At 74.3% G+C, this 26,533-nt stretch carries 30 protein-coding genes; 15 read left to right on the top strand and 15 right to left on the bottom strand.

The window, feature by feature from the left end; all coding sequences use genetic code 11:
- Nucleotides 1-38: 38 nt before the first annotated feature.
- Nucleotides 39-482 carry a hypothetical protein gene (locus ABEA53_RS05895; protein WP_345480098.1) on the bottom strand — a complete coding sequence of 148 codons (444 nt, stop codon included), beginning with the start codon at nucleotides 480-482 and terminating at the stop codon, nucleotides 39-41.
- A 110-nt stretch (nucleotides 483-592) separates the two neighbouring features.
- On the opposite strand from ABEA53_RS05895, the gene ABEA53_RS05890 reads away from it, so the two are divergent.
- From ABEA53_RS05890 to ABEA53_RS05870, 5 genes are all read left to right on the top strand, one after another.
- Nucleotides 593-1,660, top strand: coding sequence for a M4 family metallopeptidase (locus ABEA53_RS05890; protein WP_345480097.1), 1,068 nt, complete (start codon nucleotides 593-595; stop codon nucleotides 1,658-1,660).
- 210 nt (nucleotides 1,661-1,870) lie between these two features.
- Nucleotides 1,871-2,632 carry an RraA family protein gene (locus tag ABEA53_RS05885; protein ID WP_345480096.1) on the top strand — a complete coding sequence of 254 codons (762 nt, stop codon included), beginning with the start codon at nucleotides 1,871-1,873 and terminating at the stop codon, nucleotides 2,630-2,632.
- Nucleotides 2,629-3,786 (top strand): mandelate racemase/muconate lactonizing enzyme family protein, encoded by a 1,158-nt coding sequence (locus ABEA53_RS05880; RefSeq protein ID WP_345480095.1) that lies wholly within the window; start codon nucleotides 2,629-2,631, stop codon nucleotides 3,784-3,786. The genes ABEA53_RS05885 and ABEA53_RS05880 overlap by 4 nt, the downstream gene beginning before the upstream one ends.
- 121 nt (nucleotides 3,787-3,907) lie before the next feature.
- On the top strand, nucleotides 3,908-4,267 hold the full coding sequence (locus ABEA53_RS05875; RefSeq protein WP_345480094.1) for a DUF2510 domain-containing protein: 360 nt from the start codon (nucleotides 3,908-3,910) through the stop codon (nucleotides 4,265-4,267).
- An 84-nt stretch (nucleotides 4,268-4,351) separates the two neighbouring features.
- Entirely contained in the window at nucleotides 4,352-4,996 is a 645-nt protein-coding gene (locus ABEA53_RS05870) for a HEAT repeat domain-containing protein (protein WP_345480093.1), read from the top strand.
- Between the two features lie 13 nt (nucleotides 4,997-5,009).
- Here ABEA53_RS05870 and ABEA53_RS05865 read toward each other — a convergent pair whose 3' ends face one another.
- Nucleotides 5,010-5,750 carry a hypothetical protein gene (locus tag ABEA53_RS05865; RefSeq protein ID WP_345480092.1) on the bottom strand — a complete coding sequence of 247 codons (741 nt, stop codon included), beginning with the start codon at nucleotides 5,748-5,750 and terminating at the stop codon, nucleotides 5,010-5,012.
- 32 nt (nucleotides 5,751-5,782) lie between these two features.
- Nucleotides 5,783-7,249 (bottom strand): glycosyltransferase family 39 protein, encoded by a 1,467-nt coding sequence (locus tag ABEA53_RS05860; protein ID WP_345480091.1) that lies wholly within the window; start codon nucleotides 7,247-7,249, stop codon nucleotides 5,783-5,785.
- Between the two features lie 195 nt (nucleotides 7,250-7,444).
- Here ABEA53_RS05860 and ABEA53_RS05855 point away from each other — a divergent pair, with 195 nt between their 5' ends.
- Nucleotides 7,445-8,131, top strand: coding sequence for a DUF4397 domain-containing protein (locus ABEA53_RS05855; RefSeq protein ID WP_345480090.1), 687 nt, complete (start codon nucleotides 7,445-7,447; stop codon nucleotides 8,129-8,131).
- An 83-nt stretch (nucleotides 8,132-8,214) separates the two neighbouring features.
- On the opposite strand, the gene ABEA53_RS05850 is transcribed toward ABEA53_RS05855, so the two are convergent.
- The gene (locus ABEA53_RS05850) at nucleotides 8,215-9,630 is read right to left on the bottom strand and encodes an MFS transporter (protein ID WP_345480089.1); all 1,416 of its coding nucleotides are present in this window, start codon (nucleotides 9,628-9,630) and stop codon (nucleotides 8,215-8,217) included.
- A gap of 101 nt (nucleotides 9,631-9,731) precedes the next feature.
- On the opposite strand from ABEA53_RS05850, the gene ABEA53_RS05845 reads away from it, so the two are divergent.
- A complete protein-coding gene (locus ABEA53_RS05845; RefSeq protein WP_345480088.1) occupies nucleotides 9,732-10,565 on the top strand; it encodes a helix-turn-helix transcriptional regulator in 834 nt (277 codons plus the stop codon).
- A 50-nt stretch (nucleotides 10,566-10,615) separates the two neighbouring features.
- Nucleotides 10,616-10,939, top strand: coding sequence for a hypothetical protein (locus ABEA53_RS05840; RefSeq protein WP_345480087.1), 324 nt, complete (start codon nucleotides 10,616-10,618; stop codon nucleotides 10,937-10,939).
- Nucleotides 10,940-10,945: 6 nt separating this feature from the next.
- On the opposite strand, the gene ABEA53_RS05835 is transcribed toward ABEA53_RS05840, so the two are convergent.
- The 5 genes from ABEA53_RS05835 to ABEA53_RS05815 form a co-directional block, all read right to left on the bottom strand.
- The gene (locus ABEA53_RS05835) at nucleotides 10,946-11,848 is read right to left on the bottom strand and encodes an NAD(+)/NADH kinase (RefSeq protein WP_345480086.1); all 903 of its coding nucleotides are present in this window, start codon (nucleotides 11,846-11,848) and stop codon (nucleotides 10,946-10,948) included.
- A gap of 4 nt (nucleotides 11,849-11,852) precedes the next feature.
- Nucleotides 11,853-12,866: an SPFH domain-containing protein gene (locus ABEA53_RS05830; protein ID WP_345480085.1), complete on the bottom strand. Its 1,014-nt coding sequence runs from the start codon at nucleotides 12,864-12,866 to the stop codon at nucleotides 11,853-11,855.
- Between the two features lie 86 nt (nucleotides 12,867-12,952).
- The gene (locus ABEA53_RS05825) at nucleotides 12,953-13,534 is read right to left on the bottom strand and encodes a dihydrofolate reductase family protein (RefSeq protein WP_345480084.1); all 582 of its coding nucleotides are present in this window, start codon (nucleotides 13,532-13,534) and stop codon (nucleotides 12,953-12,955) included.
- Between the two features lie 57 nt (nucleotides 13,535-13,591).
- The gene (locus ABEA53_RS05820) at nucleotides 13,592-14,326 is read right to left on the bottom strand and encodes a hypothetical protein (RefSeq protein WP_345480083.1); all 735 of its coding nucleotides are present in this window, start codon (nucleotides 14,324-14,326) and stop codon (nucleotides 13,592-13,594) included.
- A gap of 43 nt (nucleotides 14,327-14,369) precedes the next feature.
- Nucleotides 14,370-14,531: a hypothetical protein gene (locus ABEA53_RS05815; protein WP_345480082.1), complete on the bottom strand. Its 162-nt coding sequence runs from the start codon at nucleotides 14,529-14,531 to the stop codon at nucleotides 14,370-14,372.
- Nucleotides 14,532-14,630: 99 nt separating this feature from the next.
- On the opposite strand from ABEA53_RS05815, the gene ABEA53_RS05810 reads away from it, so the two are divergent.
- Entirely contained in the window at nucleotides 14,631-14,951 is a 321-nt protein-coding gene (locus ABEA53_RS05810) for a thiamine-binding protein (protein ID WP_345480081.1), read from the top strand.
- On the opposite strand, the gene ABEA53_RS05805 is transcribed toward ABEA53_RS05810, so the two are convergent.
- Both ABEA53_RS05805 and ABEA53_RS05800 read right to left on the bottom strand, forming a co-directional pair.
- The gene (locus ABEA53_RS05805) at nucleotides 14,948-15,766 is read right to left on the bottom strand and encodes a nitrilase-related carbon-nitrogen hydrolase (RefSeq protein WP_345480080.1); all 819 of its coding nucleotides are present in this window, start codon (nucleotides 15,764-15,766) and stop codon (nucleotides 14,948-14,950) included. The two genes, ABEA53_RS05810 and ABEA53_RS05805, sit on opposite strands and share 4 nt — an antisense overlap.
- Nucleotides 15,763-17,202, bottom strand: coding sequence for an APC family permease (locus tag ABEA53_RS05800; protein ID WP_345480078.1), 1,440 nt, complete (start codon nucleotides 17,200-17,202; stop codon nucleotides 15,763-15,765). Before ABEA53_RS05800 ends, ABEA53_RS05805 begins: the two co-directional genes overlap by 4 nt.
- A gap of 216 nt (nucleotides 17,203-17,418) precedes the next feature.
- Here ABEA53_RS05800 and hisD point away from each other — a divergent pair, with 216 nt between their 5' ends.
- Entirely contained in the window at nucleotides 17,419-18,774 is a 1,356-nt protein-coding gene (hisD, locus tag ABEA53_RS05795) for a histidinol dehydrogenase (RefSeq protein ID WP_345480077.1), read from the top strand.
- Here the strand turns inward: hisD and ABEA53_RS05790 are convergent.
- Both ABEA53_RS05790 and ABEA53_RS05785 read right to left on the bottom strand, forming a co-directional pair.
- On the bottom strand, nucleotides 18,737-19,636 hold the full coding sequence (locus ABEA53_RS05790; RefSeq protein ID WP_345480076.1) for a LysR family transcriptional regulator: 900 nt from the start codon (nucleotides 19,634-19,636) through the stop codon (nucleotides 18,737-18,739). The two genes, hisD and ABEA53_RS05790, sit on opposite strands and share 38 nt — an antisense overlap.
- A 52-nt stretch (nucleotides 19,637-19,688) precedes the next feature.
- A complete protein-coding gene (locus tag ABEA53_RS05785) occupies nucleotides 19,689-20,195 on the bottom strand; it encodes a DUF2510 domain-containing protein (RefSeq protein WP_345480075.1) in 507 nt (168 codons plus the stop codon).
- A 118-nt stretch (nucleotides 20,196-20,313) separates the two neighbouring features.
- On the opposite strand from ABEA53_RS05785, the gene ABEA53_RS05780 reads away from it, so the two are divergent.
- A complete protein-coding gene (locus ABEA53_RS05780) occupies nucleotides 20,314-20,718 on the top strand; it encodes a VOC family protein (RefSeq protein WP_345480074.1) in 405 nt (134 codons plus the stop codon).
- A gap of 47 nt (nucleotides 20,719-20,765) precedes the next feature.
- Here the strand turns inward: ABEA53_RS05780 and ABEA53_RS05775 are convergent, their stop codons facing one another.
- Nucleotides 20,766-20,975: a hypothetical protein gene (locus ABEA53_RS05775; protein ID WP_345480073.1), complete on the bottom strand. Its 210-nt coding sequence runs from the start codon at nucleotides 20,973-20,975 to the stop codon at nucleotides 20,766-20,768.
- A 163-nt stretch (nucleotides 20,976-21,138) separates the two neighbouring features.
- On the opposite strand from ABEA53_RS05775, the gene ABEA53_RS05770 reads away from it, so the two are divergent.
- Together ABEA53_RS05770 and ABEA53_RS05765 are read left to right on the top strand one after the other, a co-directional pair.
- The gene (locus ABEA53_RS05770; RefSeq protein ID WP_345480072.1) at nucleotides 21,139-22,089 is read left to right on the top strand and encodes an aldo/keto reductase; all 951 of its coding nucleotides are present in this window, start codon (nucleotides 21,139-21,141) and stop codon (nucleotides 22,087-22,089) included.
- A gap of 88 nt (nucleotides 22,090-22,177) precedes the next feature.
- Complete coding sequence (locus tag ABEA53_RS05765; RefSeq protein WP_345480071.1) at nucleotides 22,178-23,251, top strand: alkene reductase; 1,074 nt, start codon at nucleotides 22,178-22,180, stop codon at nucleotides 23,249-23,251.
- 10 nt (nucleotides 23,252-23,261) lie between these two features.
- On the opposite strand, the gene ABEA53_RS05760 is transcribed toward ABEA53_RS05765, so the two are convergent.
- Nucleotides 23,262-24,350 (bottom strand): DUF4232 domain-containing protein, encoded by a 1,089-nt coding sequence (locus tag ABEA53_RS05760; RefSeq protein WP_345480070.1) that lies wholly within the window; start codon nucleotides 24,348-24,350, stop codon nucleotides 23,262-23,264.
- A gap of 109 nt (nucleotides 24,351-24,459) precedes the next feature.
- Between ABEA53_RS05760 and ABEA53_RS05755 the strand changes: the two genes are divergently transcribed.
- Nucleotides 24,460-25,689: an FAD-dependent monooxygenase gene (locus ABEA53_RS05755; RefSeq protein WP_345480069.1), complete on the top strand. Its 1,230-nt coding sequence runs from the start codon at nucleotides 24,460-24,462 to the stop codon at nucleotides 25,687-25,689.
- A 74-nt stretch (nucleotides 25,690-25,763) separates the two neighbouring features.
- Nucleotides 25,764-26,516, top strand: coding sequence for an SDR family NAD(P)-dependent oxidoreductase (locus tag ABEA53_RS05750; RefSeq protein ID WP_345480068.1), 753 nt, complete (start codon nucleotides 25,764-25,766; stop codon nucleotides 26,514-26,516).
- The last annotated feature ends 17 nt before the right edge of the window (nucleotides 26,517-26,533 follow it).

Raw genomic sequence — 26,533 nt, 5'->3', positions numbered from 1 at the left:
CGCCTCCATGCGGGAGGCCTGGTGGCCGCCGGCGACGGTCAGCGCGTCGTGAGCGCCAGCAGGAACTGCCCGCCTCCGGGCTTCACCTCGGTGGCGAAGCGCTGGTCGGGCGCGAGCCGGGAGAGCCGGTCGACGAGCCAGTCGGCCGCCTGGTCGGCATCCTGGTGGGTGGGGCAGCGAGCGACGACCTCGCGGCCGCCCTTGCGGGACAGGCGCTCGACGGTCTCGACGATGGGCGCGGGGTCGACGACGAACAGGTCCGACGACCACGGGACGACGGCCTTCACCGCGCCCTTGCGGGTGTTGCAGGCGCGGTGCGCCAGGCGCTCGGGGACGGGTGCGCCCTTCTTCGGCTTGGCGTTCGTGACGGCGTCGATGCTCGGGCCGCGGGGGTCGTTGACGCTCATGTCCGGGTCCACGGGCTCGTCGCAGAGCCAGCAGCGCCAGCCGTCGCGGTCGCCGACCTCCGTCAGGGTGCTCATGCTCCGACGGTACGGGAGGCAGGAGGCAGCCCACGCCGCAGACCCTCGACATGCGAGGCGTCGTCCCCGTAGCGTCGCCGTCGCCCCAACGATGTCGTCGAGGAGAACCCATGCGCGTCCGACCGCTTCCCCGCACCTTGGGCCTCGGTGCCCTCGTCCTGGCCGGCTGCCTCGCCGTCGGCGTCGCGCCCGCGAACGCGGCACCGAAGCCGTCGCTCGGCAGCACCGGCACCGCCTCCGTGTTCAGGGTGAACCCGGTGCAGTCGACCGGCATCGAGACGCTGACCGACCAGAACGACAGCGCGAGTGCGGTGCCGAGCTCGGCCTACGCGACGGTGCCGCTGCGGAACCTCGACGGCAGCGGCACCCTCACCGGCACGTGGGTGGCGGTGCAGTCCGCGACGGGCACGCCCGCGACGTCGTCGACGAACACGTTCGTGTATGACCGCAGCCAGGACCAGTTCGAGCAGGTGATGGCGTACTTCTGGGTGAACCAGGCGCAGGAGTACATCCAGTCGCTCGGCTTCGGCAGCACCCTGCCCGCGGTCAACGAGCAGCAGCAGATCGTGAAGGTCGACCAGTACGGCGGCGACAACTCGTACCAGACGGACAAGCCGTTCCGGATCCGCTACGGCAAGGGCGGCGTCGACGACGCGGAGGACGCGGAGGTGATCGTGCACGAGTACGGCCACGCCGTGCACGCCGCGCAGGTGCCCGGCTTCGGCGCGAGCGAGGAGGCGGGCGCGATCGGGGAGGCGTTCGGCGACTACCTCGGCGTGACGGTCGGGCTCGCGGCCGCCAAGCAGTACGGGTGGGCGGTGAAGACCCCGCAGGCCTGCGTGGCGGACTGGGACTCCACCTCCTACACGGCCGGGCCGGTGCACTGCCTCCGCCGCCTCGACGGCACGAAGACGGTCGCGGACAAGGACGGCGAGGTGCACGACGACGGCGAGATCTGGAGCCGCGCGCTCTGGGACATCCGCAACGGCTACCTCGCGAACGGGTCGACGACGAAGGCGGCGGACACGACGATCATCGACGCGCAGTTCGACTTCGCACCCGACACCTCGTTCAGCGCCGCGGCGAAGGCGACCTACGCGACCGCGCTGCAGCGGGACGGTGCGAAGGCGGCCGGGATCGTGAAGGCGGCGTTCGCGGCGCGCGGGATCACGTTCTGAGCCGCAGAACGGCCGGAGGCCGGCGGGCCACGCAGTCCTGACCGTCGGCAGGAGCGGTCCGCTGCGGAGGTTGCTCCTCCGCAGCGGACCCGCTCGACCGGCACGCGGCGATCGGAACGCCTCCAGGACCTGGTCAGCGCGACGGACCAGGGTCGATCCGCAGCGGGAGTCGCTCTCGCTGCATCACCTCGCGACGGAGCAGGAGGCCGCATGGCAGACGATGCAGGAGCGACGATCGGGTCGGACATCGTCCGTCCTCCGGCGGAGCTCGTCGCCCGGCTGCGGGCGATCGGCAGCGCCACCGTCAGCGGGGAGCTGAACCGCCTCGGCGTGCGCAGCGCCGCGATCACCGGCCCCGTGCCGCGCACGCCCGGCCGCGTGATCGCGGGGCCGGCGCTGACGCTGCAGTTCCTGCCGAAGCGGGAGGACCTGTACCAGGTCGACGAGTACGCGGACCCGGAGCGGCAGCTCCACCGGCACGTCATGTACCACGCGCGGCCCGGCGACGTCGTGGTCGTCGACGCCCGAGGAGACACGACCAGCGGCGTCTTCGGCGAGATGATGCTGACCTACTTCGCCGGCCGCGGGGGAGTCGGGGTCGTCGTCGACGGCTGCATCCGCGACTTCGGCGCGGCGAGCCGGCTCGACCTCGGCCTGTTCATCCGCGGGACCACGCCGAACTTCCACAGCCAGACGAACGTCATGCCGCACGCCGTGAACGTGCCGATCGCGTGCGGCGGGACCGTCGTCATCCCCGGCGACGTGATCGTCGCGGACGACGACGGCGCCGTGGTGGTGCCCGCCGCTCTCGCCGAGCAGGTCGCCGCGACCGCGGGGGAGCACGCGGCGTGGGAGGAGTTCTCCCGCCAGCGGCTCGCGGAGGGCGGCGACCTGCGGCGGTACTACCCGCTCACGGACGCGGCCCGGCCCGAGTACGAGGCGTGGCTGCAGCAGCAGGGGAGGACGTCGTGAGGATCAGGGAGGTGGTGCCCTGGCTCGTCCGCGCGCCCGGCACCTTCTGGGGCGAGTACCTGTTCGTCGAGGTGCGCACCGACGAGGGCCTCTCCGGCTGGGGCGAGGTCACCACGACGACGCACGCCGCCGATCGGGTGGTCGCGGACGCGCTGCGGCGGGTGAGCGCTTTGATCGCCGGGGACGACGCGACGCGCATCGAAGACACCTGGCACAAGATCTTCCGCGCCTTCACCTACGCGGGCAGCCGCGGGGTCGGCACCCTGGTGACCAGCGCGGTCGACATCGCGCTCTGGGACCTGCAGGGGAAGCGGCTCGGCGTCCCCGTCGCCGATCTGCTCGGCGGCCGGGTGCGCGACGACCTCGCGATCTACACGCACCCCGATCAGTCGCGGTTCGCGACGCGGGAGGGGGTGGAGGAGGAGCTCGGGCGGATCCTCGCCTCCGGGCACGACGCGATCAAGATCGACCCGTTCCCGCACCTCCACGGGGCGTCGCCGGCGAACGACCGGTACCTCGACGGCGGGCTCAGCCGGGAGGCCGAGCGGCAGGCGGTCGAGCTGACCGCGCACGTCCGCGAGGTGGTCGGGCCGCAGGTCGAGCTGCTGATCGACGCGCACGGCCGGTTCGACGTGCCGACGGCGATCCGCCTCTGCCGGGCGCTCGACTCCGCCGCATCCATCGACTGGTTCGAGGAGCCGGTGCCGCCCGAGAGCATCGACGCCCTGCGCCAGGTGAAGCGGCAGGTGACCGTGCCGATCGCGGTCGGCGAGCGGCTGCACACCCGGTGGGACTTCGCCGAGGTGCTGCGGGAGGGGCTCACCGAGTTCGCGATGCCGGACGTCACCTGGACCGGCGGCATCTCCGAGCTGAAGAAGATCTCGACGCTCGCGGAGCTGCACCACGTGCCGATGACGCCGCACGACGCGAGCGGTCCGATCAATCTGGTCGCCGGGGCTCAGGTGATGCTGACAGTGCCGAACTTCTACCGGATCGAGACGGGCTCGTTCGATCTCGCGCCGTACAACGCCTTCCTCACCGAGCCGCTCGACAACACCGGCGGACGCTTCCACGTCCCATCCGGGCCCGGTCTGGGGATCGAGCTCGACGTGGACCACCTGCGCAGCGCCGCGCTCGAGGGGTTCGGCGGGTAGCCGGGCGGCGGTCGAAGCGGGACGTGGGTGCGCTACCTGCCGACCGGTACGTTCCAGTCGGACCGCGAGGAAGGGCGAGGCGATCCCGTGGTGCGCGCCCCGGACCCACGAGGCTCGTCCCATGACGAATGACGCGCCCATCGCTCCCGGATGGTTCCCAGATGAGCAGTTCGGCGACCAGGAGCGCTGGTGGGACGGCCGAGCGTGGACGGAGCACGTCCGCCCGAAGGGGAGCGGGGCCGGTGCGGTCCAGCCGGCGACCTCGGCGGCGAGGGGGCAGGCGTACGTCGTGCTGCAGGTCGTGCTGAAGGAGCGCCTGCTCGGCACGGGGTCGGGCAACCTGACGCAGCTGGAGGGCGTGATCAACGAGCAGGCGGGTCGCGGCTACCGCCTGCACACGATCACGACCACCACCTCGGGCAGCAAGGGCATCGGCGGCGGCGACCGGATCCAGGCGACGATGGTGTTCGAGCGGCTGTAGGCGCTCGCGCTGCGCGTGCTGCGGTTCGGGGCACGATGGAGTGGTGACGGATCGGGTCGAGCAGGAGGCACGAGGCGTTCGGTCGTGAGCGCTGACGAGCTCGCTCTCCGCCTCCGCTCAGCGGACGGGTCGGCCCGGCTGCGCGCGGCGCTCGACGCCGGCACGCGCCGCGACCCGGCGTCGGTCGAGGTGCTCGTCGAGCGCTGCGGGGTCGAGCCGGACTTCTTCGTGCGGGACATGCTGACCTGGGCGCTCACGCGGCTGCCCGCGGATCTGACGGTGCCGCGGCTGGTGGAGGAGCTGGCGTCGCCGTTCCCGCAGGCGCGCAGCCAGGCGCTGCACACGCTGTCGAAGGTCGGCGATCCGCGGGCGCGGCCGGCGCTGACGCCCGCTCTGCTGCACGATGAGGAGGACGGAGTGGCCCGCGCCGCCTGGCGCGCGGCGGTGGTGCTGACGCCGGTGGCGGAGCGCACCGCGCTGGCGGAGGACCTCGCGACCGAGCTCGGGCGCCGGAACCGGGAGTGCTGGCGCACTCTCAGCGAGGTGCTCGTCGCGGTCGGCGAGCCGGCCCGGACGGTGCTCGACCGGGTCGCCGACCAGGGCACCTACTCCGAGCGGGCGCACGCCGCCGCGACGCTGCTGCTGCTCGACGGGCTGGCCCGCGACTTCCGCTCGGCCGTGGAGGAGGCGCAGCGGCTCGCGCTCGAGGCGGATCCGGAGCGCGGGTAGGCGCGAGGCGGCGTCAGTGCAGCGTCTGGTCCTCGGTCGCGACGCCGATCAGCAGCGACCAGCGGCTGCCGGGAGGCGCGGCGACCGCGACCCGAGAAGGCGGGAGCTCGGCCCGGTATTCGAAGGTCTGGGGCGCGGAGGTGCCCGACGGCTCCGCGGAGACGCCGCGCGCGAGCACCATCGGCTCGGAGAACGCCCGCCCGATGGGCAGGCGCGACAGCGCGCGCCATGCGACCGGGACGCGCGCGTTCGACGAGATCACCACGACGGCGCTGCCGCCGCGCCGGGAGTCCGGCGCGCCGACCGCGAAGACGGCGTTGCCGCGACCCTCGACGAGCCGCCCCACGACCGGTCGGCCGCGCACCGAGGTCGCGGTGGGCGTCGACCGCAGCACCGAGCCCGGCAGCACGGCGAGCGTCTGGCCGTCGCCGACCCCGATCAGGATCGGGTCCGCGGCGGTCGTGGCTCGTGCCGTCGGTGTCGCGACCACCCGGGTCGGCGCCCGCTCGCCGAGCGCCACGACCAGCGCGACGCCGAGCACGACCGCCAGCCCGGCGCCCACGGCGAGGAGCCAGCGGCGCCGCGGCCGCGGCTGCGCCGGCGGGGCAGGCTCGTCGACCGGCGCCTCGGGCGCGACCGCCTCCCGCTCCGCGAGGTACTGCCGCAGGTCCGCCTCCGTCGAGCCGGGGCGGTAGAGGCCGCGGCGCAGGGCGTCGAGGCGCTCGGTCGCCTCGCGATCCTGCGGCCCGGCCATCGCAGCAGTGTCCCCGATGCGACCGTGAGCGCTCAGCCGAGGTGGCGGGCACGCGCCACGAGGGCGGGGATCGAGCCGTCCGGGTAGGCGCAGACCGCGATGAGCGCGCCGCGCTCCGCGGTGTCGATGCCGGCGTCGTTCTCGACCCGGTCGACCACGCGGCAGGAGGTGAGTACGGCGCGGACCCGTGCGGGCTGGGCTCCGACGGCGATCACCGTCGTCGAGTGCGCCACCGGGGTGGGCAGGTCGGCGAGCCCGTTGTGGCCGCTGACGACGCGGTCGCCGAACCGCCGCGAGAACCGCGAGACGGCGCCCGCCTCCCCGTAGTTCGCCGCGAGCACGACCGCCTCCGGATGCGTTTCGCCCGCGCGGTCGACCTGCGCGGCGAGCTCGGGCCAGCCGATCTGGTCGTCCACCGCCCGGTTGATCGCGGGGATCGGGGTGAGGGCGAGCACGGGGAGGGGCAGGACCGGCAGGCTGATGACGGCCGAGACGACGGCGCCCCACCGGATCTGCGCGGTGACGAAACCGCGGCGCTGCAGCGTCGTCGCCCACGTCTCGACGGGGACGCAGCCGAGCGCGAAGACGCAGATCAGCGCCCCGAACGGCCAGTAGGGCTGCCCGCCGCCGACGACCGAGATCGCGACGACCACCGCGAAGGCGATCGGGAGGAAGCGGAGGGAACGCAGCTCCGGGCGGCGGAACGGCGCCAGCAGCCCGGCGATCCAGGCCGGGACCGCGACCGGGCTGATCAGGACGACGAGGAAGGGGACGACGAGCAGCAGGTCGAGCGGTCCGCGGCCCGCCCCGAGGGCGGCGCCCATCCGCACCTGCGGCAGCCCGTTCGTCAGCTGGTAGACGAGCTGCGGAGCGCCGAGCCCGACGACCAGCGCCACCCCGCCCCACAGCCAGCCGGAGCGGTACCAGGACCGGGGCCCGATCACGGCGAGCCCGACGGCGATGCCGACGAGCAGGAACGTGACCAGCAGCTTGTTCGACAGCCCCAGCCCGGCGACCGCGCCGGCGAGGAGCCACCAGCGCCCGTCCTGCCGGAGGACGGCCCGCATCGCCGCGAGCACCACCGCAGGCCAGACCAGCAGGTCGATGGTCCCGGTGAGGAAGGAGTGGCCGAGGACCAGGGAGAACGCACCGAAGCCGCACCCCCACGCCGCGACGGTCTGCGCGAGGACGCCGCCTCCCGCCTCCCGCGGGATCAGCGCGCAGAGCGGCACCGCGGCGGCGGCGATCAGCGCCGCGACCACTCGGATCGCGACGGGCGAGTCGACGAGCCCGGTGATGCCGTGCACGAGCAGGGGCGTCAGCGCCGGCTGGTCCGGGTAGGCCCAGGCGGGCGGCAGCATCCGGAAGTAGAGCTCGTCGCGCTCCCAGCCGTAGGCCGAGGCGCTCGCGAGGAGCAGGACGAGCAGCACGCCGGCCGCCGTGAGCACCGGGCGGGTGGCGAAGGGAGGCCGACCTGCGCGGGTCAGCTGCACTTCCACCCGCCGATCCTGGTGCAGCAGGTCGCCGGAGGCGGAGCGCGGGCAGCGGTCCTTCAGCGGAGGAGGGCGCTGCTCCGGCCGTCGACACGGGTGCTCCCAGCCTGTTGCCAGGAAAAGGCGCATCCGCAGGGCCCGATCGCGCCGTAGTGATGGTGACGGGTCCGACCCGGACCCGCTGACCTGAAGGAGTCCGAAGTGCGCAAAGCACTGTTCGCAGGCGTCGCCGTCGCCGCACTGCTCACCGCCGGGATGGCCGCGCCGGCGGAGGCCGCGACCCACCGCTTCCCGGGCCGCACCGCCGAGGTGTCGGTGCTCCACGCCGTGCCGAACACGGTCGTCGACGTGTACCTGAACCACAAGCGGATCCTGAACGACTTCAAGCCCGGCACCCTCGCCGGCCCCCTGAGCGTCAAGGCCGGCACGTACACGGTGTCGATCACGAAGGCCACCGCGAAGAACGACAAGAAGCCGATCATCGGGCCGGCCAAGCTGAAGTTCGTCGCGGCGCGCAGCTACACCGTGGCGGCGCACCTCACCGCGAAGGGCAAGCCGACCGCGACGCTGTACCTGAACACGATCAAGAAGACGCCGAAGGGCGACGGTCGCGTGATCGTGCGCCACATCGCCGCGGCACCGGCGGTCGACATCCTGGTGAACGGGAAGGTCGCGATGAAGCACCTCAAGAACCCGCACCAGTCGAAGGCGGACATCAAGGCGGGCACCTACTCCGTCGCGGTGGCGCTGGCGGGCACGAAGAAGCCGGTCATCGGCCCGGTCGACGTGAAGGTCAAGAAGTACACCGACACGATCGTCTACGCCTGGGGCAGTGCGGCCCAGGGCGACCTGACGGCCGCGGTGCAGACGGTCAAGACGAACCGCTGATCGACGGGCGGGAGGGGGACGCAGCACCCCTCCCGCCGCCTCCGACGGGCCGCGCTCCTCATGAGGAGCGCGGCCCGTCGTCGTCAGCCCTCGAGCCGGGGCAGCAGGCGCGCGGCGGCCGCCGTGAGCAGCTGCGTCACGACGAGCGCCGCGCCGAGCACGCCGATCGCGAGCGCCGGGTCGACCGGTAGCAGCGCGCTGAACAGCGAGCCGAGCAGGGCGACGCCGAGCGCCATCGCGGTCTGCTGCGCGGTGACCATGACCCCGCCGCCGACCCCCGCGAGGGCACCGGGTACGCCGGACAGCACGATGCGGAACAGCGCGCCGACGCCCGCCGCCTGCCCTATGCCGCCCAGCAGCAGGGCGACGAGCAGCAGGGGCGGGGACGGCCGGTGCAGGTCGAGCAGCAGCGCGACCGCGATCGACGCGAAGCCCGAGCCCTGCACGAGCCCGGCCGCGACGAGCACGCCCCGCCCGAACCGGCGCAGCAGCCCCGGCACCGCGAACGAGGTGGCCACGTAGGCGACGGTCACCGGGGTGATCGCGAGGCCCGACGCGAACGGCGTGAGCCCGAGCACGTACTGGCTCGTCAGCGCGAAGCCGAACAGGAAGGCGCCGACCGCGACGAAGAAGACCATCAGGACGGGGAGCCCGCGGCGCATCGACGGGACCCGCAGCAGGGACGGCGGCAGCAGCGGCAGCCGGCCCCGCGCCTCCGCCCGGCGCTCCGCGACGACGAGCAGCACGACAGCCGGCACGACCGCGGCGAGCAGCACCAGGCACCACACCGGCCAGCCGAGCGAGGGGCCCTCCGTCAGCGGCACGAGCAGTCCCACCAGGGCGACGCCGAGCAGCACGATCCCGAGCGGGTCGAGCCCGGCCGCTCCCGTCGCACGGGTCTCGGGCACGGTGCGGCGGAGGAGCAGCAGCGCCGCGAGGCCGAACGGCACGTTCACGAGGAACACCGCACGCCAGCCCAGGCCGAGCAGGTCGAGCTGGATGAGCAGCCCGCCGACGAGCTGGCCGGCGACCGCCGACAGCCCGCCCGCGACCGCGTACCGGCTCACCGCGCGAGCGCGCGCGGGGCCGGTGAGGACCGTCTGCACGGTCGCCAGCACCTGCGGCGCGAGCTGCGCAGCGGCGGCCCCCTGCAGGAAGCGTGCGGCGACGAGCAGGCCGGTCGTCGGCGCGACGCCGGCGAGCAGCGAGGTGATCGTGAAGGCGGCGAGGCCGATGCCGAAGAGCCGCCGCCGGCCGAAGCGGTCGCCGAGGCGACCGCCGGGCACGAGCAGCAGCGCGTAGGCGACGCCGTAGCCTTCCGCGATCAGCTCGAGCGCGGCGGGCGAGGCGCCGAGGTCGCGCGCGATGCTCGGCAGCGCGACGTTGGAGATGAAGAAGTCGAGGTTGGCGAGGAACGGGCCGACGAGCAGCACGAGGAGTCCGAGGCGCCCGAGCGCCGCCTCCTCCTGCCGCAGGTCGCCGCGGAGCGTCGAGGTCATGCGGCCACTGTCCGGCCGTGGCGATCCCGGTACCAGGAGCCGCTGCATCCTGGTACCGGCAGCACCTGGCTCGATCGGTGCGCGGAGAGCAGACTGCCCGGATGAGCGATCGTCGAGGCGAGCTGGGGGAGTTCCTGCGCTCGCGCCGAGCCGTGGTGACGCCCGAGGACGTCGGGCTGCCCGCCGGCGGCAGGCGGCGGACACCGGGCCTGCGGCGGGAGGAGGTCGCGCAGCTCGCCGGGGTGGGCGTGACGTGGCTGACCTGGCTCGAGCAGGGGCGTGACATCCGTGCCTCCGAGCAGGTGCTGACAGCGATCGCCCGCGCCCTGCGGCTCGACCAGGACGAGCGGAACCATCTGCTCGAGCTCGGCGGCTTCGGTGCGAGCGCGCAGCCGGCGCCGGCTCCGCTCGACGGCGCGGTGCTGCGGCTGCTCGAGCGCCTCGGTCCCGCGCCGGCGTACGTGCAGAACGCCCGGTACGACGTGCTGGCGCACAACGCGGCGTTCGGGCGGATGGTGACCGACCTCGACGCCGTCCCCGCGGAGCGACGGAACACGATGTGGCTCGCCTTCACCGACGTCGCCTGGCGGGCCGCGATGCCCGACTGGGAAGCGGTGACGGCGCGGATGGCGGCGCAGCTGCGGGCGCAGGGCGGCAGCGAGCCGGAGGCGGGACGCCGCGACGAGCTCGTGGCGCGGCTCAGCGAGGCGTCGCCGCGGTTCCGCGAGCTGTGGAAGCGGCACGACGTGGTCGAGCCGCGGGTCGGGCACAAGGTCTACATCAGCCCGATCGTCGGCCGCCTCCGGTTCGACGTCGTGAGCACCTGGCTGCAGCCCCGCCACGGCCTGCGGCTCGTCGTGCACGTGCCGGCGGACGCGGAGACGGAGTCCCGCCTGCAGGCGCTCGCGGTGGAGCCGCGGTCCTTCGCGGTCTGAGCGTCCGGCGCACACTGGCGCCGTTCGGCGGGAACTGGTCCACTGGGCCGATGCTGCCGCTGCTCGAGGTCCTGGGAGCGCTCGGCATCGTCGCGCTGGTCGTCTTCGCGATCGTCACCGCGGTGTCCAGCGGCTCGACGCCGCGCGAGGGCGAGGTCGTGCCTGCGGACACCCGCACGGTGTCGGACCGGCACCGGCACCGGTGGACGCGGTGGCAGATCCTCGAGGAGCGACGGATCCACCTCTACGGCGAGGTCGACGAGGGCCGCGACCTGCCCGACCGCATCGACGTGGTGCTGCGCCGCGAGTGCGCGCGCTGCGGGCTGCCGCAGACGAAGACGGTCCGAGGGCTCGACGCCGACCGGCGCGACTGAGCGTCGTCAGCGCGCTCGCGCGACCAGGCGAAGGCGGGTGGACGCGGGGGCGATCGTGACGCGCTGCCCGAACCCGATGGAGAGCCGGTCGCGCTCGATGCCGTCGCCGAACGCGACCAGCAGGTCGGACTGCGCGGTGAGCGCGAGCGGGCGCTCGGCCGTCGCGACGCCCCAGCTCAGCGCGGTGCCCGTGGCGCGCGACGGCCACGCCTCGCGGACGAACCACGCGACGTCGTCCGAGCCGGCCGCCGGCAGCCGATCCGCGAGGTGCCGGTCGGAGGCGATGGAGGAGATCCAGCCCGTGCTGCCGGTGCCCGTGCCGGCGATGAGGCCGGAGCACGACTGCCGCTCCTCACCGCGCGCGCCGTCGGCGAGCGTCCACCGCGACGACTGGTGACCTGGGCTGCCCACGTACACATCGTTCAGCGCGATCAGCGACTGCCCGTCGTCCAGCCGCGCCTGCACCATCGTGCGCTCCTCGACCGCCGCGGTGCCGCGGGCGATCGCGAGCATCTGCGCGCGCGCCTCCGCGGGGGAGAAGGGGACGAGGACGCCGGCGTTGATGCCCGGCTCCGGGTCGATGCCGAGCACGGGCTGCCCCCGCAGGTACTTCGCGACGTTCGCGACCAGGCCGTCCTGGCCGACCGCGACGATCACGTCCTCCGGGGCGAACAGGTACCGGTCGAGCTCGTCGCGCTCGACCGAGGCGCGGCGGAACCCGTCCGGCACGGCGTCGGTCACCGCGGTGAGGGCCGCCTCCACGGCGTCGTGCCTCGCCTGCACGTCCGCGATCGACCGGCCGCGCGAGCGCAGGAAGAACTCCGCCTGGCCGTACGTGGCGTGCCGGTCGACCAGCTCGTCGAGCTCGGACCTGCGGTGGACGATCACGATCCTCGGCGCGAGCGCCACGGGCTCAGTCCTTCGCGGGAGCGGCCGGCTGGCCGAGCTTCGTCAGCGCCTGGGTCAGCACGTCGGGCGTCAGGTTCAGCGTCCCGATGCTCGGCAGGTGCTCCGCCAGCGCGCTGAACGCGAGCGAGGTCAGCAGGGCGGGGTCCATGCCGGCGTAGGAGGCGAGGCGCGCGGTCTCGGCCTCGGCGCGCGCGGCGCCCAGCTCGCGGGTGCGCGCCGCCTCGGCCTCGCTGCGGATACGGTCGCGCTCGGCGGCCGAGGTCGCGGCAATCCGCGCGGTCGCCGCCTCCTCCGTGGCCCGGCGCTGGGCGTTCGCGCCCTCCTGCTGCACGAGGTGCTGCTCGCGCGTCGCGAGCTCGATCTTCGACTGCAGCTCGTTCTCCGCGATCGTCCGCTCCCGCTCGACCGCCATGGCGCGGCGCTCGTAGCTGGCGGCGTCCGCCTGCTGCTGGACCCGCTCGCGGACCGGGGTCTCGAGCGCCTTCTCGAGGTCCGGCTGCGGCCGGATGCCGACGATGCGGACGGCGATCACGAGCACGGAGGTCTCGGCGAGGCGGGTGTCGGCCGCGAGGCCGGCGGCGGTCACGTTGCGGACCACCGGGATGCCGGAGCTGAGCAGGTCGACCAGCGGCACCGTGGAGATGTGCTCGACGGCGTACTGCTGAGCGAGCTCGGTGATGCGGGTGCCGACCTGCTCCAGCGGCTTGCCGATCCACTGGCCGCGGTACGGGTCGATGGAGAAGTCGATGCGCTGCGCCGCGACCGCGGGGTCCCCGAAGCGGTAGGTGACCGTGGCCTGCACGGACACCTCCTGGAAGTCGACCGTCCGGGCGCGGAAGAGCATCGACAGCTCCGCCTCCGCGATGGGCACCTCGCTGATCGCCGCGTTCAGCGGGCGGAAGAAGAACGCGATGCCCGGTCCGCGGTGGGCGGGGCGGCCCTTGCGGGTGTGGATCACGTAGCTCGTGGGATTCGAGCGGAGGTGCTTCGAGAACGGGAAGTGGCGGATGTCGGCCATGGCTGCTCCGGGTCGGCGGGCGGGTGCCGCCACGCTATTGGCGCTCCGACCGGGGCTTCCATCCCCAGTCCGGGCGCGCCGGGCGCTCAGGCTCCGGAGGCGTCGTAGCGGAGGCGCACCAGCTGCGAGTCCTCGAGCCGCCGCACGTCCAGGAGTCGCAGGGGGCGGCGAGGGCCGGACCAGAGCTTCGTGCCGTCGCCGAGGAGCGCCGGGCCGATCATCACGTGCAGCTCGTCGACGAGCCCGGCCGCGAGCAGCGCGTTCCAGGTGGTGGCGCTGCCGAAGCTCACGATCGTGCCTCCGTCGCCCTGCTTGAGGCGCGCCACCTCCTCCGGCCCCTGCGCGACCGGCACGATGCGGGTTCGGGCGGCCCAGGGCCAGGCGGGGTCGGGTCGCAGCGAGTCGGAGATCACGAGGCGCTCCAGGTCCACGTTGAGGCGGGCGATCTCGCGCTCGATCGCGGGCTCCGACTCGTCCCCCTGCACCCGCGTCCAGTAGGCGCCGCCGTCGAACCAGCGGCTGCCGTGCACCACGGCTGCCGCGTCGCGGAGCAGCTCCGCGTTGTAGCGGCTGAAGCCGTCGTCGAACGGCATCGCCATGACGTCCTTGCCCGGCCCCTCGAAGAAGCCGTCGACCGTCGCGATCACCGACACGATGTACTTCCGCACGGGGCCTCCCTCGGTCCACCGCCCACCGAAGCAGGCGACGGCCCGCACGGCAAGGGATCAGTGCAGCTGGTCCGCGATCTGCGGGCTGGCGGCGACGACGAGGGTCCAGCGGACGTCGTCCGGCGCCTCCACCGCGATGCGCGCGGGCGGCGCCCCGGGGAAGACGAACGTCGACGGGGTGGCGACGAGCGTGCCCGGATCGGCGGTGCCGTGCGCCATCACGACGGGGAAGGAGGAGAAGTCGTTGCGCGTGAGCAGGCGCAGGGCGCGCCACTCGGTCGGTGCCGACCGCGCGGCGGTGAGCACGACCATCGCGCGGCCGCCGTCGAAGGTGCCGGGCAGCAGGTCGACGGGCACGACCGCGGAGCCCCGGCCCTCGAACCGCTGCCCGATCACCGCGGTGCCGCGCACGGTCGTGGCCACCGACCGCGGGCCGGAGACGCCGGCCGTGTCGACCGCGTACCGCGCTCCGTCCTGGACGTCCTGCTGCAGGACCGGCGCCGCAGTGGGCCGGGCTGTCTGCTGGAGCGGCTGGGCGAAGCGCTGACCGACCAGGATCCCGCCCGCGGCCGCGAGGACCACGGCGAGCACCGTCAGCCCGAGTCGCCAGCGCCGGGGGACCGGCGCCGCCGGAGCCGCAGCGGTCGTCGCCTCCGGGTCGGGCGGCCGCACCGCCTGCTGCTCCGCGGCGTACCGCTGCCGGTCGGCGTCCGTGGCGTCCGGCCGGTAGAGCGCGCGGCGGAGGGCGTCGAGGCGCGGGACCTCCTCCGGCGACTGCTGCGGCGCGGTCATGGGGGCACTCTGCTCCGCGCGGCCGGGGAGGGGAAGCCCGGCGTCAGTCCGCGGCGCGCTCTGCTGCGGCCTCGCCGGCGCTCGTGAGCGTCTCGTTCGCCTCCGCGGGCTCGCCGTGCTCCTCCGGCACCGGCGCGTCCTCGTGGCCGTCGAACGCGGTGTCCGGCTGCTCGGGGTGGGGCATGAAGGGTTCGGCCATCGACATGGAGGCAGCGTCGACCGCCCAGGTGAACGGCGGATGGGTGCCCGGCGACATTGCTCATGCGGCGGGTGGCACGCTGGTGCCCGACATCAGGAGGCAGTCATGCTCATCGCGTTCTCGGTCGCACCCAGCGGAGGCGAAGGCACGGACGGGTCGGTGCACGACGCCGTCGCCGCCGCCGTCAAGGTCGTGCGGGACTCGGGGCTGCCGAACCGCACGAGCTCGATGTTCACCGAGATCGAGGGGGAGTGGGCCGAGGTGATGGAGGTCGTCCGCCAGGCCGTGGAAGCGGTCGGCGCGTACGGCCCCCGCGTCTCACTCGTGCTGAAGGGCGACATCCGCCCCGGGCACACGGGCGAGATCACCGGCAAGCTCGACCGGCTCGAGGCCGCGATCCAGTCGCAGGAGGCGTCGGGCTCCTAGGCGCCGCCGACGAGCGGGCCGTACAGATCCGGGCGGCGGTCGCCGAGCAGGTCGACGTGCTCCGCCTGCCGCTTGTCCCGGCTGTCGAGCAGGTCGAGGTCCGCGGACGCGGTGCCCGCGGTCGGCCCCACGGCCGCCACCAGCGCGCCCTCGGCGCTCACGATCGAGGTGCCGCCCGTCCAGTCGACGCCGCGCTCGAGGCCGACCCGGTCGGCGCAGACGATCGCCATCCTGTTCATCCGCGCCGTCGCGATCGCGATCTGCACCTCCGGCGCGCGCTCGCCCTCGGGCACCGGCACGAGCGGCCAGTTCGTGGGCACCGCGAGCAGGTCGGCGCCGGCGAGGGCGGCGATGCGCGGCCACTCCGGGAACTCCATGTCGAAGCAGATCATCACGGCGATGCGGCCGAGGCGGGTCTCCACGACCGGCGGACGCGCGTCGCCGGGTCGGAAGAACAGCTTCTCCCGGTCCCACAGGTGCACCTTCCGGTACACGGCCCGGACCCCGGAGGCGTCGAGCAGCGCGGCGCTGTTGTACAGCCGGCCGTCGTCGCCGGTCTCCGCGAAGCCGACGACCACCACGGCGTCGCCCGCCGCGGCGGCGAAGCGCGCGAAGACCGCGTCGTCGGGGGCGAGGCCGAGCGATGCCGCCTCCTCCGGGCTCTCGAAGACGTACCCGGAGGTGGTGAGCTCGGGCAGCACGACGAGCTCCGCACCGGCGGCGACCGCAGCGGCGAGCGCCTGCAGCGCCCGGTCCGCGTTGCCGGCCAGGTCCCCGACGACCGGGGCGAGCTGCACGGCGGTGACGCGGGTCACGGCACGACCGTCGCGGGGTCGGAGCTCTCGAGGTCGGCCTGCACCTGCTCCTTGAGCCCCCTCCGGAACGAGATCACGACGCCGATGATCAGCCACACGGCGACGAGGTACGGGAACCAGCTGTAGGGCGGCTCGAGGCCGACCGCGTTCTTGTACAGCGTGTACGCGAGCAGCACGATCGCCAGGATCGGCACCACGATCTGCCACTTCGGCGTCCCCGTGCGGCCGACGAAGAACAGGAACCGGATCGCACCGACCGTGGCGAGCACGTAGGCGATCAGCAGGCCGATCGTGCCGATCGTGAGCACCCAGTAGGTGGCGTCGAGCACGCTCGCGTTCGTCAGCCGCTCGATCACCATGCAGACCGCGGCGAGGCCGCCGCTGACGAGCAGCGCGGTGACCGGCGCGCCCTTCGCGTTCACCTTGGCGACGCCGCCCTGCAAGCCGGCGCCGCGGCCGAGGGCGAAGAGCACGCGGGAGGCGCCGGAGAGGGTGCCGATCGAGATCGCGAAGAGGCTGACTACCGCGAAGACGGTGAGCAGGTCCGCGAGCCACGGCCCGACGTAGGCGCGGCCGAGGTCGCCGTAGGGCGCGGCGGCGCTGGTGAGACGCTTGACGTCGGCGTCGCTCGTGCCGTAACCCAGCGTCTGGGCGACGATCGAGAGCAGGTAGAACGCGCCGACGACCGCGACCGCGATCTTCAGCGCCTTCGGGATGTCTCGCTTGGGGTCGCTCGTCTCCTCGCCGAGCGTCGCCGCGCCCTCGAAGCCGGCGAACGCGAGGAAGCCGAACACCGCCGCCCCGCCGATGGTCGTGATGTCGGTGCCGGCTGGCAGCTGGAGGAAGTCGAGGCTCAGGCCGCGGCCGCCCGGCGCGGACCCGGTGCCGAGTCGGAACAGCACGATCAGGTTGAGGATCGTGACGAGCGCCGCGCCGATCAGCTCGGCGTAGAGCAGCACGCGGGTGATGACGTGCACCTCGCTGCGGCTGACGAGCAGCACGACCGCGAGGGCCACGATCGCGACGATCAGCCAGTCCGGCGAGAACGACAGGCCCAGGTCCTGCAGCAGCTGCTCGAGGAACAGCCCGATCTCGATCGTCGATCCGGCGCCGATGGTGAAGTAGGCGAGGAACAGCATCCAGCCGGCGACGAAGCCGGCGCGGGCGCCGAGCGTGATGCCGACCGTCGCGTAGACGGAGCCGGTGTGCGCGATGTGGCGCGACAGCTTCACGAACCCGTACGCGACGAGCGACACGGCGACGAGCGCGAAGACGAACGCCCAGGTCGCGCCGCGGCCGAGGATCCCCGCGGCGCCGACGCCGAGCAGCGCCATCACCCCGACGGGCCCGATCAGGCCGATGGAGAACGCCGCGGCGTCCGTCACCTTCAGCTCGCGATGCAGGGCGGTGGTCTCACCGGAGGAGGTCGTGGTCATGGAGGCCTTCCATCGGCGTCGGGCAGGACGGGCGTTCAGGAACTGGGGGCGACGGTAGGACCGGCATGCCACGCGGACAAGCGGCAACCGGCGACAGCAGCCATAGGCCGCGCCTTGGGCCGCCGGTGCCGTCCCGCGATGCCGAAGGCGCGGCCTATGGCTCGTGGCAGGGATCGGCCCTACCGCGGGTGCCGCGCGGACCGCAGGCTGCTGGTCATGCGCTCCACCCCCTCCGTCCTCGCCCGCCTCGACGGCCGCTACCGCGTCGTGAAGGCGCCCGGCGTCGACGCCCCCGCCGCCCAGCAGGACCCGGCCGTCGCCGCGACGGTCACACGGATGCTGCGCGACATCGAGGACCGGGGCATGGACGCGGTGCTCGAGTACGCGAAGCAGCTGGACCACTGGGAGGGCGGCGACGTCGAGCTCGACGCCGCGGCGATCGCCTCCAGCGGCGACCGGCTGCCCGCCGACCTGCGCGCCGCGATCGAGCTCGGCGCCGATCGCACCCGAGCGTTCGCGGCGGAGGCGCGCTCGCACCTCGTCGACTTCAGCACCGAGCCGGTGCCCGGGCTCGTCACCGGCGTGAAGTACGTGCCGGTCGGCCGCGTCGGCGCGTACCTGCCCGCCGGCCGCTTCCCGCTGACGGCCAGCGCGTTCATGACCGTCGGCGTCGCGAAGACCGCGGGCGTGCCGGAGGTCGTGGCCTGCACGCCGCCGCAGCCGGGCGGCGGCGCGAACGACGCCGTCGTCTACGCGGCCGCCTGCTCGGGCGTCGACCGGGTGTTCGTGCTCGGCGGCGTGCAGGCGCTCGCCGCGATGTCCTTCGGCCTCGTCGGCGACGGCCCCATCGACATGCTCGTCGGCGCGGGCAACGCGTTCGTCGCGGAGGCGAAGCGGCAGCTGTTCGGCCGGGTCGCGATCGACCTGCTCGCCGGCCCCAGCGAGGTCGCCGTGATCGCCGACGAGTCCGCGGACCCGGAGGTGGTCGCCGCCGACCTGCTCGGGCAGGCCGAGCACGGGCCGCAGTCGCCCGCCGCGCTCGTCACCACCTCCGCCGCGCTCGCGGACGCCGTGGTCGCCGCGGTGGACCGGCAGCTCGAGACCCTGCCGACCGCGTGGGTGGCCGGGCCCGCCTGGCGCGACTTCGGGTCGGTGCTCGTCGCGGACGACCGCGAGACCGCTGCCGCGCTGATGGACGACCTGGCGCCCGAGCACCTCGAGGTCATCACGACCGACGACGACTGGTACCACCGCCGGCTCACGAACTACGGCTCGCTGTTCCTCGGGCCGTGGAGCACCGTGGCCTACTCCGACAAGGGCATGGCGGGCACGAACCACGTGCTGCCGACCGCGGGCGGCGCGAAGCACAGCGCGGGCCTGTCGGTCTCGCGGTTCCTGAAGCCGCTGACCTACCAGCGCATCGAGCGGTCCGCGACGCACGAGCTGGCCGACGCGGTGCAGGTGATCTCCGCCTCCGAGGGCATGGCCGCGCACGAGGCGACGGCGACGATCCGCATCGCCGCGCTCGACGGGGTCACGCCGGCCGCTGCAGCATCCGCAGGGCGAGCCTGACCAGCTCCGCGGTGGCGGGGGAGAGCACGGCGCCCTCCCGCTGCACGAGCGCGATGGTGTCGTAGAGCGGCTCGGCGAACGGCGCGAACCGCAGCTCCGGCGGGCACGCGCCGCTCTCCGCGACCGCGCGGGAGAGGAACGTGTCGCCGATCCCCGCGGCGGCGAGCGCGAGCGCGGACTCCACCTGCTCCACGTCGACGACCGCGTCGAGGTGCACCCCGGCGAGCGACGCCCGCTCGAGCAGCTGCCGTCGGGTCGGGTCACGCCAGCCGTAGTGGGCGTCGTAGAGCACCAGCTGGCGGGCGCCGATCTCCTCGATGGTCGGCGGGTGCTCGACGTGGGACGGGTCGGCGGAGGCGTAGACGACCTCGTCGCGGCTGAGCGGGGTGACCGCCAGGCCGTCGGCGTCGATCGGCAGCACGACGAGGCCCGCCTCCAGCTCGCCGTCCGTCACGGCGCTCGCGACCTCGACCGAGTTGAGGCCGACGATCCGGAGGCGCACCGAGGGGTAGCGGGCGTGGAACTGCGCGAGCAGCTCCTCGAGCCGGTAGTACTTCGCGTTGCGCAGCAGGCCGAAGGAGGCGGTGCCGCCCTCGAGCGCGGTGACGGCGCGCAGGGTGCGGTCGGCCTCGTCGGCCGTGGCCGTCACCTTCAGCGCGACCGGCAGCAGCGCCTCGCCCGCCTCCGTGAGCACGAGGCGGCGGCCGCCGCGGACGAAGAGGCGGGTGCCGTACTCGTCCTCGAGGCGCCGGATGAACTCGCTGACCGACGGCTGCGCCATGTGCAGCTCGCCGGCGGCCGCGGTGAACGAGCCGACGCGGGCCGCCGCGGTGAACACGCGGAGCTGCACCAGGCTGAACACGGAGGCGAGGCTAGCGAGCCCGCGGGGCCGCCGCCGATGCGAGGCGGAGGCCTCAGCCGCGCAGGTCCTGCGGCAGCAGCGCGGCGATGAACGGCAGCCAGCGGACCAGCCCGATGAGCGAGAGCACGAGCCCCGCGATCGAGCGGCCGAAGCCGGTGTCCTTCCGGCCGTCGCGCGCGAGTCGGCGGCTGCGGACGAGACCGAGGACCGAGATGACGAGCCCGATCGCCGGCAGCACGCCGAGGGCGCCGAACAGCACGGCGATGATGCCGACCGCGAGGGCCGCGGCGGCGAAGGGGTTCGACAGGGCGAGGGCCGGGCTGACCACCGCGTCCGACGCGGCCTTCAACGCGTTCTTCGGAGCGCCGGTCGTCTTCGCGACCTGCTGCGGGCTGATCGTGCTGCTGCGGGCGGCGTCCTCGGCCGCCTCCCGCACCTTCGCGACGTCGTCGTCCGCGCGGCGGCGGGTGTCCGACCAGTCGAGGCCGTTCCACCAGCGCACCATGCCGGGCTGCTCGGGGTCGGGGCGCCAGCCGGGCTGATCCGAGGGGGTGGCCACGGGGTCTCCTTCGTGTCGGTCCCTCCATTCTCCCGGAGGCGGAGGTCGCGTGGGACGGTGTCCTCATCCGGCGTCGTCGTTCGTCGTACCGGTGCAGGCCCCGAGGGACGGAGAACCGATGGACATGAATGCAGCGCGGATGAAGCTCGAGCTGGTGGTGATCCCCGTCGCCGACGTGGACCGGGCGAAGGCGTTCTACGTCGACACGCTCGGCTGGCACGGCGACGTCGACGTGCGGCCCGCGCCCGGCGTCCGCGTCGTGCAGGTGACGCCGCCCGCCTCCGCCTGCTCGATCGGGTTCGGCTCCGGCATCCCCGTCTACGACGCGGCGAGCCCGGCGGCGGACCTGCACCTCGTCGTCGAGGACATCGAGGCGGTGCGCACGGACCTGCTCGGCCGCGGCGTGCAGGTCGGCGGCATCACCGACGTCGGCGGCGGCGTGCGGTACGCCGGGTTCAACGACCCCGACGGCAACGGCCTGCTGCTGCAGGAGATGGCCTGGCGGACCGGCGACGCCTACTGATCCCTCGTTCCCTAGGACTCGGATGCCTACGGGACGAAGAGCAGGACTCACTCGGCGTCGCGCAGCTCCCACGGGACCTCGCCGACGAGCACGACCGGCTCCTCGGGCGGCAGGTCGAACTCGCCGGGCACGTCGAAGCCGCCCGTCGTGCTGACGCGACCCGCGTGGATCACGGTCTCGCGCCCGTCGGCGGCGACCGTCGGCACGTCGCCCAGGTGGTGCTCGAGCAGCAGCTCGGGTTCGGTCTCGGAGTGCATGCCTCCATCCACGCCCCCGAGGGCGCGGAGGAGGCGGAGGCGTGCGCGGTTCCCAGGGAGTCGTCAGCGATGCAGCGGGCTCGCACCGGCGCCGACCTAGCCTCGCCCACCGGACGCCCCTCCGGCCGCTGACTGCGACCGCGGGCGGGGAAGGACGGCGCACATGGACCGCATCGATCTCGGAGGCCTCGACGTCTCCGCGCAGGGCCTCGGCTGCATGGGGATGAGCGAGTGGTACGGCCCGGGCGACTGGGACCAGTCCATCGCGACGATCCGCCGGGCGCTCGAGCTCGGCGTGACGTTCCTCGACACGGCGAACGTCTACGGCGACGGCCACAACGAGGTGCTCGTCGGGCGCGGCGTCGCGGGACGCCGCGACGAGTTCCAGATCGCGACGAAGTTCGGCATCGACCGCAGCGCCGGCGACGCCAACCGCGTGATCCGCGGCGAGCACGACTACGTGAAGCGGCAGGCGGAGTCCTCGCTGCTGCGCCTCGGCATCGAGACGATCGACCTGTACTACCTGCACCGCCCCGCGCAGACCGCGGAGATCGAGGAGACCGTCGGCGCGATGGCCGAGCTGGTCCAGGAGGGCAAGGTCCGGCATCTCGGCCTCAGCGAGGTCGACGAGTCGCTGCTGCGCCGCGCGCACGCCGTGCACCCGATCACCGCGGTGCAGAGCGAGTACTCGCTGTGGACCCGCGACGTGGAGGCGATCGTGCCGGCGATGGCGGAGCTCGGGGTCGGCTTCGTGCCGTACTCGCCGCTCGGCCGCGGTTTCCTCACGGGCACGGTGGACCGCTCCTCCCTCGACGCGAAGGACTTCCGCGCGAAGAGCCCGCGGTTCGTCGGCGAGGCGGGCGACGCGAACGAGGCGATCGTCGACGCCGTGCGCCGCACCGCGCAGCGGCTCGGCGTCGAGCCGGCGCAGGTCGCGCTGGCATGGGTGTCGGCGCAGGGGGAGCGGCTGGGCGTGCCCGTCGCGCCGATCCCCGGCACGAAGCGCGTCAAGTGGCTCGAGCAGAACGTGGCCGCGCTCGACGTGACGCTCGACGACGAGGCGCTGCGGGAGCTCGACGGCCTCGGCGCCGCCGTGGTGGGCGCCCGCTACTGACGAGCCGGCGGTGCCCGGGAATCCCTGGGCACCGCCGTCGTTGACCTCAGCCGGGGCGCTTCCTCGCGCGCCCCGCGGAAGGAACTCCTTGGACCTCTTCACCCCGACCGAGCTCGGCGACCTGCACCTCGCGAACCGGGTGGTGATGGCGCCCCTGACCCGCGTCCGCTCCGGTGCGGACGGCGTACCCGGCGAGCTCGTCGCCGAGTACTACGCGCAGCGCGCCTCCGTCGGCCTGATCATCTCCGAGGGCGTCTACCCCGGACAGGACTCCCGCGGCTACTTCGGGCAGCCCGGCATCGTGAACGACGAGCAGGAGGCGGGCTGGCGCCGCGTCGCCGAGCGCGTGCACGCCGAGGGCGGCACGATCGCCATGCAGCTGATGCACGCGGGCCGCGTCTCGCACCCGGACCTCACCGACACCGGTCGCACGCTCGCCCCGAGCGCCGTCGCCATCGAGGGCGAGGTGCACACGCAGCACGGCAAGAAGACCCACGTCACGCCCGCGGCGCTGAGCGCGGAGGAGCTGGCGATCGTGCGGGACGAGTTCGTCGAGGCCGCCACCCGTGCGGTGCGCGCCGGCTTCGACGGCGTCGAGCTGCACGGCGCCAACGGGTACCTGCTGCACCAGTTCCTGTCACCGGCGTCGAACGTGCGCACCGACCGCTGGGGCGGGTCCGCCGAGGCGCGGGCGCGCTTCGTGATCGAGGTCGCGGAGGCGGTCGCCGCGGAGATCGGCGGCGGCCGCGTGGGCATCCGGATCTCGCCCGCTCACAACATCCAGGGCGTGCTCGAGTCCGACGAGGCGGAGACCCGGCGCACCTACGAGGCGCTGCTCGACGGCCTCGTGCCGCTCGGGCTCGCGTACCTGAGCGTGCTGCACAAGGACCCGACGGTCGCGCTGGTGCAGGACCTGCGGGAGCGCTTCGGCGGGGGCTTCATCGTGAACACGGGTTTCAGCACCCACACCGACCGGGACGAGGCGCTCGCGCTGCTCGAGCACGCGCACGCCGACGCCGTGGCCGTCGGCCGCGCGGTCATCGTCAACCCCGACCTGGTCGAGCGCTGGCGCGTCTCGGCGCCCGAGAACGCGCCGCGGCCCGAGCTGTTCTACACGCCGGGCGCGGAGGGCTACACGGACTACCCGCGCCTCAGCGCCTGACCGCAGCCGGTCAGCCCGCACCGCCCGGGCGCGCCCAGGCGGTGAGGGAGACGGAGCCGCCGTCCTTCACGTCGAGGTCCGCCGGCAGGGCGATCCGCGGATCGCCCTGCCGGACGGAGACGTACACGCGGCCGGCGCGCTGCTCGCCGGCGGCGCTCTGCGCGTTCCAGCCGAGCGTCGCGACGGCGGCGTCGCCGGGTGCCAGCCGGACCCGCCGTGCGCCCGCGTCCTGCGCCATGAACGAACCGCCCTGGACGACGAGCACGTCCATCGCGTTCCCGGCGGCGTCGTCGAACACGACGTCGGGGTAGCCGTCGAGCACGCAGGCGGCGTCGCCCGTGTTGGTCACCGACACGGGCAGCGCGCGGTGGCCCGTCGCCGCGTCGCCCGTCCCGAGCGACAGCGTCACGTCGCTCGGTGCGCAGGTGCCCGCCGGGCTCGCGACGGGCGACGGCGCGATGCGGTCCCAGCCGTAGGCCGTCGGCGCGGGGGACGGGGTCGCAGCGGGAGGCGCCTCCGGCGTCACCGGCTGCCGCACCAGCGGTGCCGCGACGAGGAGCAGCACCGCCCCCGCGGCGACGGCGAGGACCGCGGCGGGCAGGATGCGGGCACCGCGTCGGTCGACGGGCGCCGTCGACCGGGATCGCGCGAGCAGCAGCGCGGGGAGCCACCCGTAGAGGAGGCCCCAGAGGCCGGCCGGCGCCGCGTTCTGCACGATGCTGCTCGCGGTGTAGCCCGCGCCGGAGGAGCCGACCTCCGGCAGCACGAGCGCCGCGGCGACCGCGCCGGTGCCGATGAAGCCGGCGACGAGGACGGCGAACCAGGCGGGGACGAAGCGGTGCTCGCCGTCGCGGAGCACGAGCCGCAGCAGGAGCGCCAGCACCCCGGCGTACAGCGCGCCCGCGAGCAGCGCGAGGCCGAGCGCCCCGCCGCCGGGGGCGAACCACGCGGCGTTCGGCAGCGTCGTCGGCAGGACCAGGCCCGCGAGCACCGAGGGCGTGCGCGGCAGCGGCCGTGCGGCGATGCTCAGGGCGCCGATCCCGACCCAGAGCACCGCGGCCGTCAGGACGGCGGGGACCAGGGCTTTCAACGGCGGCACCCGCGGAGTGTAGGAGGGGGTGCGCGGCGGCGGGCGCCCCGCCCCGTGCTCTCGGGGGCGGGCGGAGCGGCTGTGCGAGGGTGGGCGCCTCCGAGCGGAAGGGCGTGCCGTGCCGCCGACCCACGTCCTGATCACCGGTGCGAGCATCGCCGGACCGTCGCTGGCGTTCTGGCTGCACCGCGCCGGCATCCGCGCGACGATCGTCGAGCGGGCGCCCGCGTTCCGCAGCGGCGGGCAGAACATCGACGTCCGCGGCGTCGCCCGCGAGGTGCTGCGGCGCGCGGGGCTGGAGGACGCGGTCGCGGCAGCGACCACGGGGGAGCGGGGCACCCGCTTCGTCTCCGCGGACGACTCGTCGCTCGCCGAGTTCCCCGTGACGGGCTCCGAGACGGACGGGCCGACCGCGGGGATGGAGGTGCTGCGCGGGGACCTCGCGCGGATCCTCCTCGACGCCGTGCAGGCCGACGTCGAGATCGTGCACGGCGACCGGGTCGCGGCGATGCACGAGGACGCCGACGGTGTGGCGGTCGAGTTCGAGCACGGCGCCCCGCGGCGGTTCGACCTGGTCGTGGCGGCCGACGGGCTCCGCTCCTCCACCCGCGCGCTCGCCTTCGACGACGTCCGCATCCGCTCCCTCGGGCTCGAGATGAGCTACCTCACCGTGCCGCGCACGGCGGCCGACGACGACTGGTGGCGCTGGTACCCCGCGGCGGGCGGCGGCAGCGCGAACCTGCGTCCGGACCGGCACGGCACGATGCGCGCGCTGCTGACGGAGACGACGGACGACCGGGGCGAGCATCCGGCCGCCGAGCGCCGCGGCGCCTCGACGCGGTCGGCGGCGGAGCAGCGGGCGCACCTGCGGCGTCGGTTCGCGGGCGCCGGGTGGGAGTCGGAGCGGATCCTCGCGGCGCTGGACGACGCCGGCGACCTCTACTTCGAGTCGATCGGCCAGGTGAAGGCCCCGCGCTGGTCGTCCGGCCGCATCGCCCTGACCGGCGACGCCGCCTGGTGCGCCTCCCCGGTCAGCGGCATGGGCACGAGCCTCGGCCTCGTCGGGGCGTACGTGCTCGCGGGGGAGCTCGCTTCGAGCGACGACCACCGGGCGGCGTTCGCGGCGTACGAGCGCCGGATGCGGCCCTACGTCGAGCGCGGGCAGGACCTGCCTCCCGGCACCCCGCAGCTCGCCAACCCGCGCAGCCGCCCGGGCCTCGCACTGCTCCGCACCGTGCTGCGGGCAGCCGGCACCCCGCCGGTCCGCGCCGCGATCGGCCGCCTGTTCGCGCCGCCCGCGGACGAGTTCGCGCTGCCGGACTACCCGCGCCTGCAGCGCGTCGCCTGACTGCGGCCGCCGCCGGTCACCGGAGGCACGGGAACCGGTCGTAGCGTCGGACCTCCAGGAGCGGGAGGCACGGCATGCCGGGCAGGTTCGACAAGCGGGTCGCGATGGTGACCGGGGCGGGTTCGGGGATCGGCGCGGCGATCGCGCGCGGCCTCGCGGCCGAGGGCGCGATCGTCGTGGGCGTCGACGTCGACGAGACCCGCCTGCACAACGTGCAGCGGCGGATCGAGATCGCCGGCGGGCTGCTCGTGCCCGTGGTCGCGGACGTCACCGATCCGGGGGCGGTCGAAGGCGTCGTCGCGACGGCGGTCGAGCGTCGCGGCGGCCTCCACCTCGCGGTGAACAACGCGGGCGTGGGCGGATCGCACGGCCTCGTCCACGAGGTCGAGCTCGACGACTGGCGCCGGGTGATCGACGTGGACCTGAACGCGGTGTTCTATGGCATGAAGTACGAGGGCGCCGCGATGGTCGCCTCCGGCGGCGGCGCGATCGTGAACGTGTCGAGCATGCTCGGCCTGGTCGGCGACCCCGACGCGATCGCCTACACCGCGGCGAAGCACGGCGTCGCCGGCCTGACCAAGGCCGCCGCCGCCGGCTACGCCGAGCACGGCATCCGGGTCAACTCGGTGCACCCGGGCTGGGTCGACACGTCGCTGCCGACGCACACGACGCGGGAGGAGCGGGAGGTGCTGAAGCGCCGCAACCCGATGGGCCGGCTCGGCCTGCCCGAGGAGGCGGCCGAGGTCGTGCTGTTCCTCCTCTCCGACGCCGCGTCCTTCGTCACCGGTGCGCAGTACAGCGTGGACGGCGGCTACACCGCGGTCTGAGGCGGGAGCGCTGCGGT

This window comes from Amnibacterium soli, assembly GCF_039544415.1.
Lineage (GTDB): Bacteria > Actinomycetota > Actinomycetes > Actinomycetales > Microbacteriaceae > Amnibacterium > Amnibacterium soli.
Note: the sequence above shows the minus strand (reverse complement) of the source record. Positions and strands in the feature narration are given on the sequence as shown.

Bases quoted from the DNA above. Each gene is read 5' to 3' on its own strand.
- ABEA53_RS05895 (WP_345480098.1), bottom strand. From the start codon at position 482: ATGAGCACCCTGACGGAGGTCGGCGACCGCGACGGCTGGCGCTGCTGG.
- ABEA53_RS05890 (WP_345480097.1), top strand. From the start codon at position 593: ATGCGCGTCCGACCGCTTCCCCGCACCTTGGGCCTCGGTGCCCTCGTC.
- ABEA53_RS05885 (WP_345480096.1), top strand. From the start codon at position 1,871: ATGGCAGACGATGCAGGAGCGACGATCGGGTCGGACATCGTCCGTCCT.
- ABEA53_RS05875 (WP_345480094.1), top strand. From the start codon at position 3,908: ATGACGAATGACGCGCCCATCGCTCCCGGATGGTTCCCAGATGAGCAG.
- ABEA53_RS05865 (WP_345480092.1), bottom strand. From the start codon at position 5,750: ATGGCCGGGCCGCAGGATCGCGAGGCGACCGAGCGCCTCGACGCCCTG.
- ABEA53_RS05850 (WP_345480089.1), bottom strand. From the start codon at position 9,630: ATGACCTCGACGCTCCGCGGCGACCTGCGGCAGGAGGAGGCGGCGCTC.
- ABEA53_RS05845 (WP_345480088.1), top strand. From the start codon at position 9,732: ATGAGCGATCGTCGAGGCGAGCTGGGGGAGTTCCTGCGCTCGCGCCGA.
- ABEA53_RS05840 (WP_345480087.1), top strand. From the start codon at position 10,616: ATGCTGCCGCTGCTCGAGGTCCTGGGAGCGCTCGGCATCGTCGCGCTG.
- ABEA53_RS05830 (WP_345480085.1), bottom strand. From the start codon at position 12,866: ATGGCCGACATCCGCCACTTCCCGTTCTCGAAGCACCTCCGCTCGAAT.
- ABEA53_RS05820 (WP_345480083.1), bottom strand. From the start codon at position 14,326: ATGACCGCGCCGCAGCAGTCGCCGGAGGAGGTCCCGCGCCTCGACGCC.
- ABEA53_RS05815 (WP_345480082.1), bottom strand. From the start codon at position 14,531: ATGTCGATGGCCGAACCCTTCATGCCCCACCCCGAGCAGCCGGACACC.
- ABEA53_RS05810 (WP_345480081.1), top strand. From the start codon at position 14,631: ATGCTCATCGCGTTCTCGGTCGCACCCAGCGGAGGCGAAGGCACGGAC.
- ABEA53_RS05800 (WP_345480078.1), bottom strand. From the start codon at position 17,202: ATGACCACGACCTCCTCCGGTGAGACCACCGCCCTGCATCGCGAGCTG.
- hisD (WP_345480077.1), top strand. From the start codon at position 17,419: ATGCGCTCCACCCCCTCCGTCCTCGCCCGCCTCGACGGCCGCTACCGC.
- ABEA53_RS05780 (WP_345480074.1), top strand. From the start codon at position 20,314: ATGGACATGAATGCAGCGCGGATGAAGCTCGAGCTGGTGGTGATCCCC.
- ABEA53_RS05775 (WP_345480073.1), bottom strand. From the start codon at position 20,975: ATGCACTCCGAGACCGAACCCGAGCTGCTGCTCGAGCACCACCTGGGC.
- ABEA53_RS05770 (WP_345480072.1), top strand. From the start codon at position 21,139: ATGGACCGCATCGATCTCGGAGGCCTCGACGTCTCCGCGCAGGGCCTC.
- ABEA53_RS05750 (WP_345480068.1), top strand. From the start codon at position 25,764: ATGCCGGGCAGGTTCGACAAGCGGGTCGCGATGGTGACCGGGGCGGGT.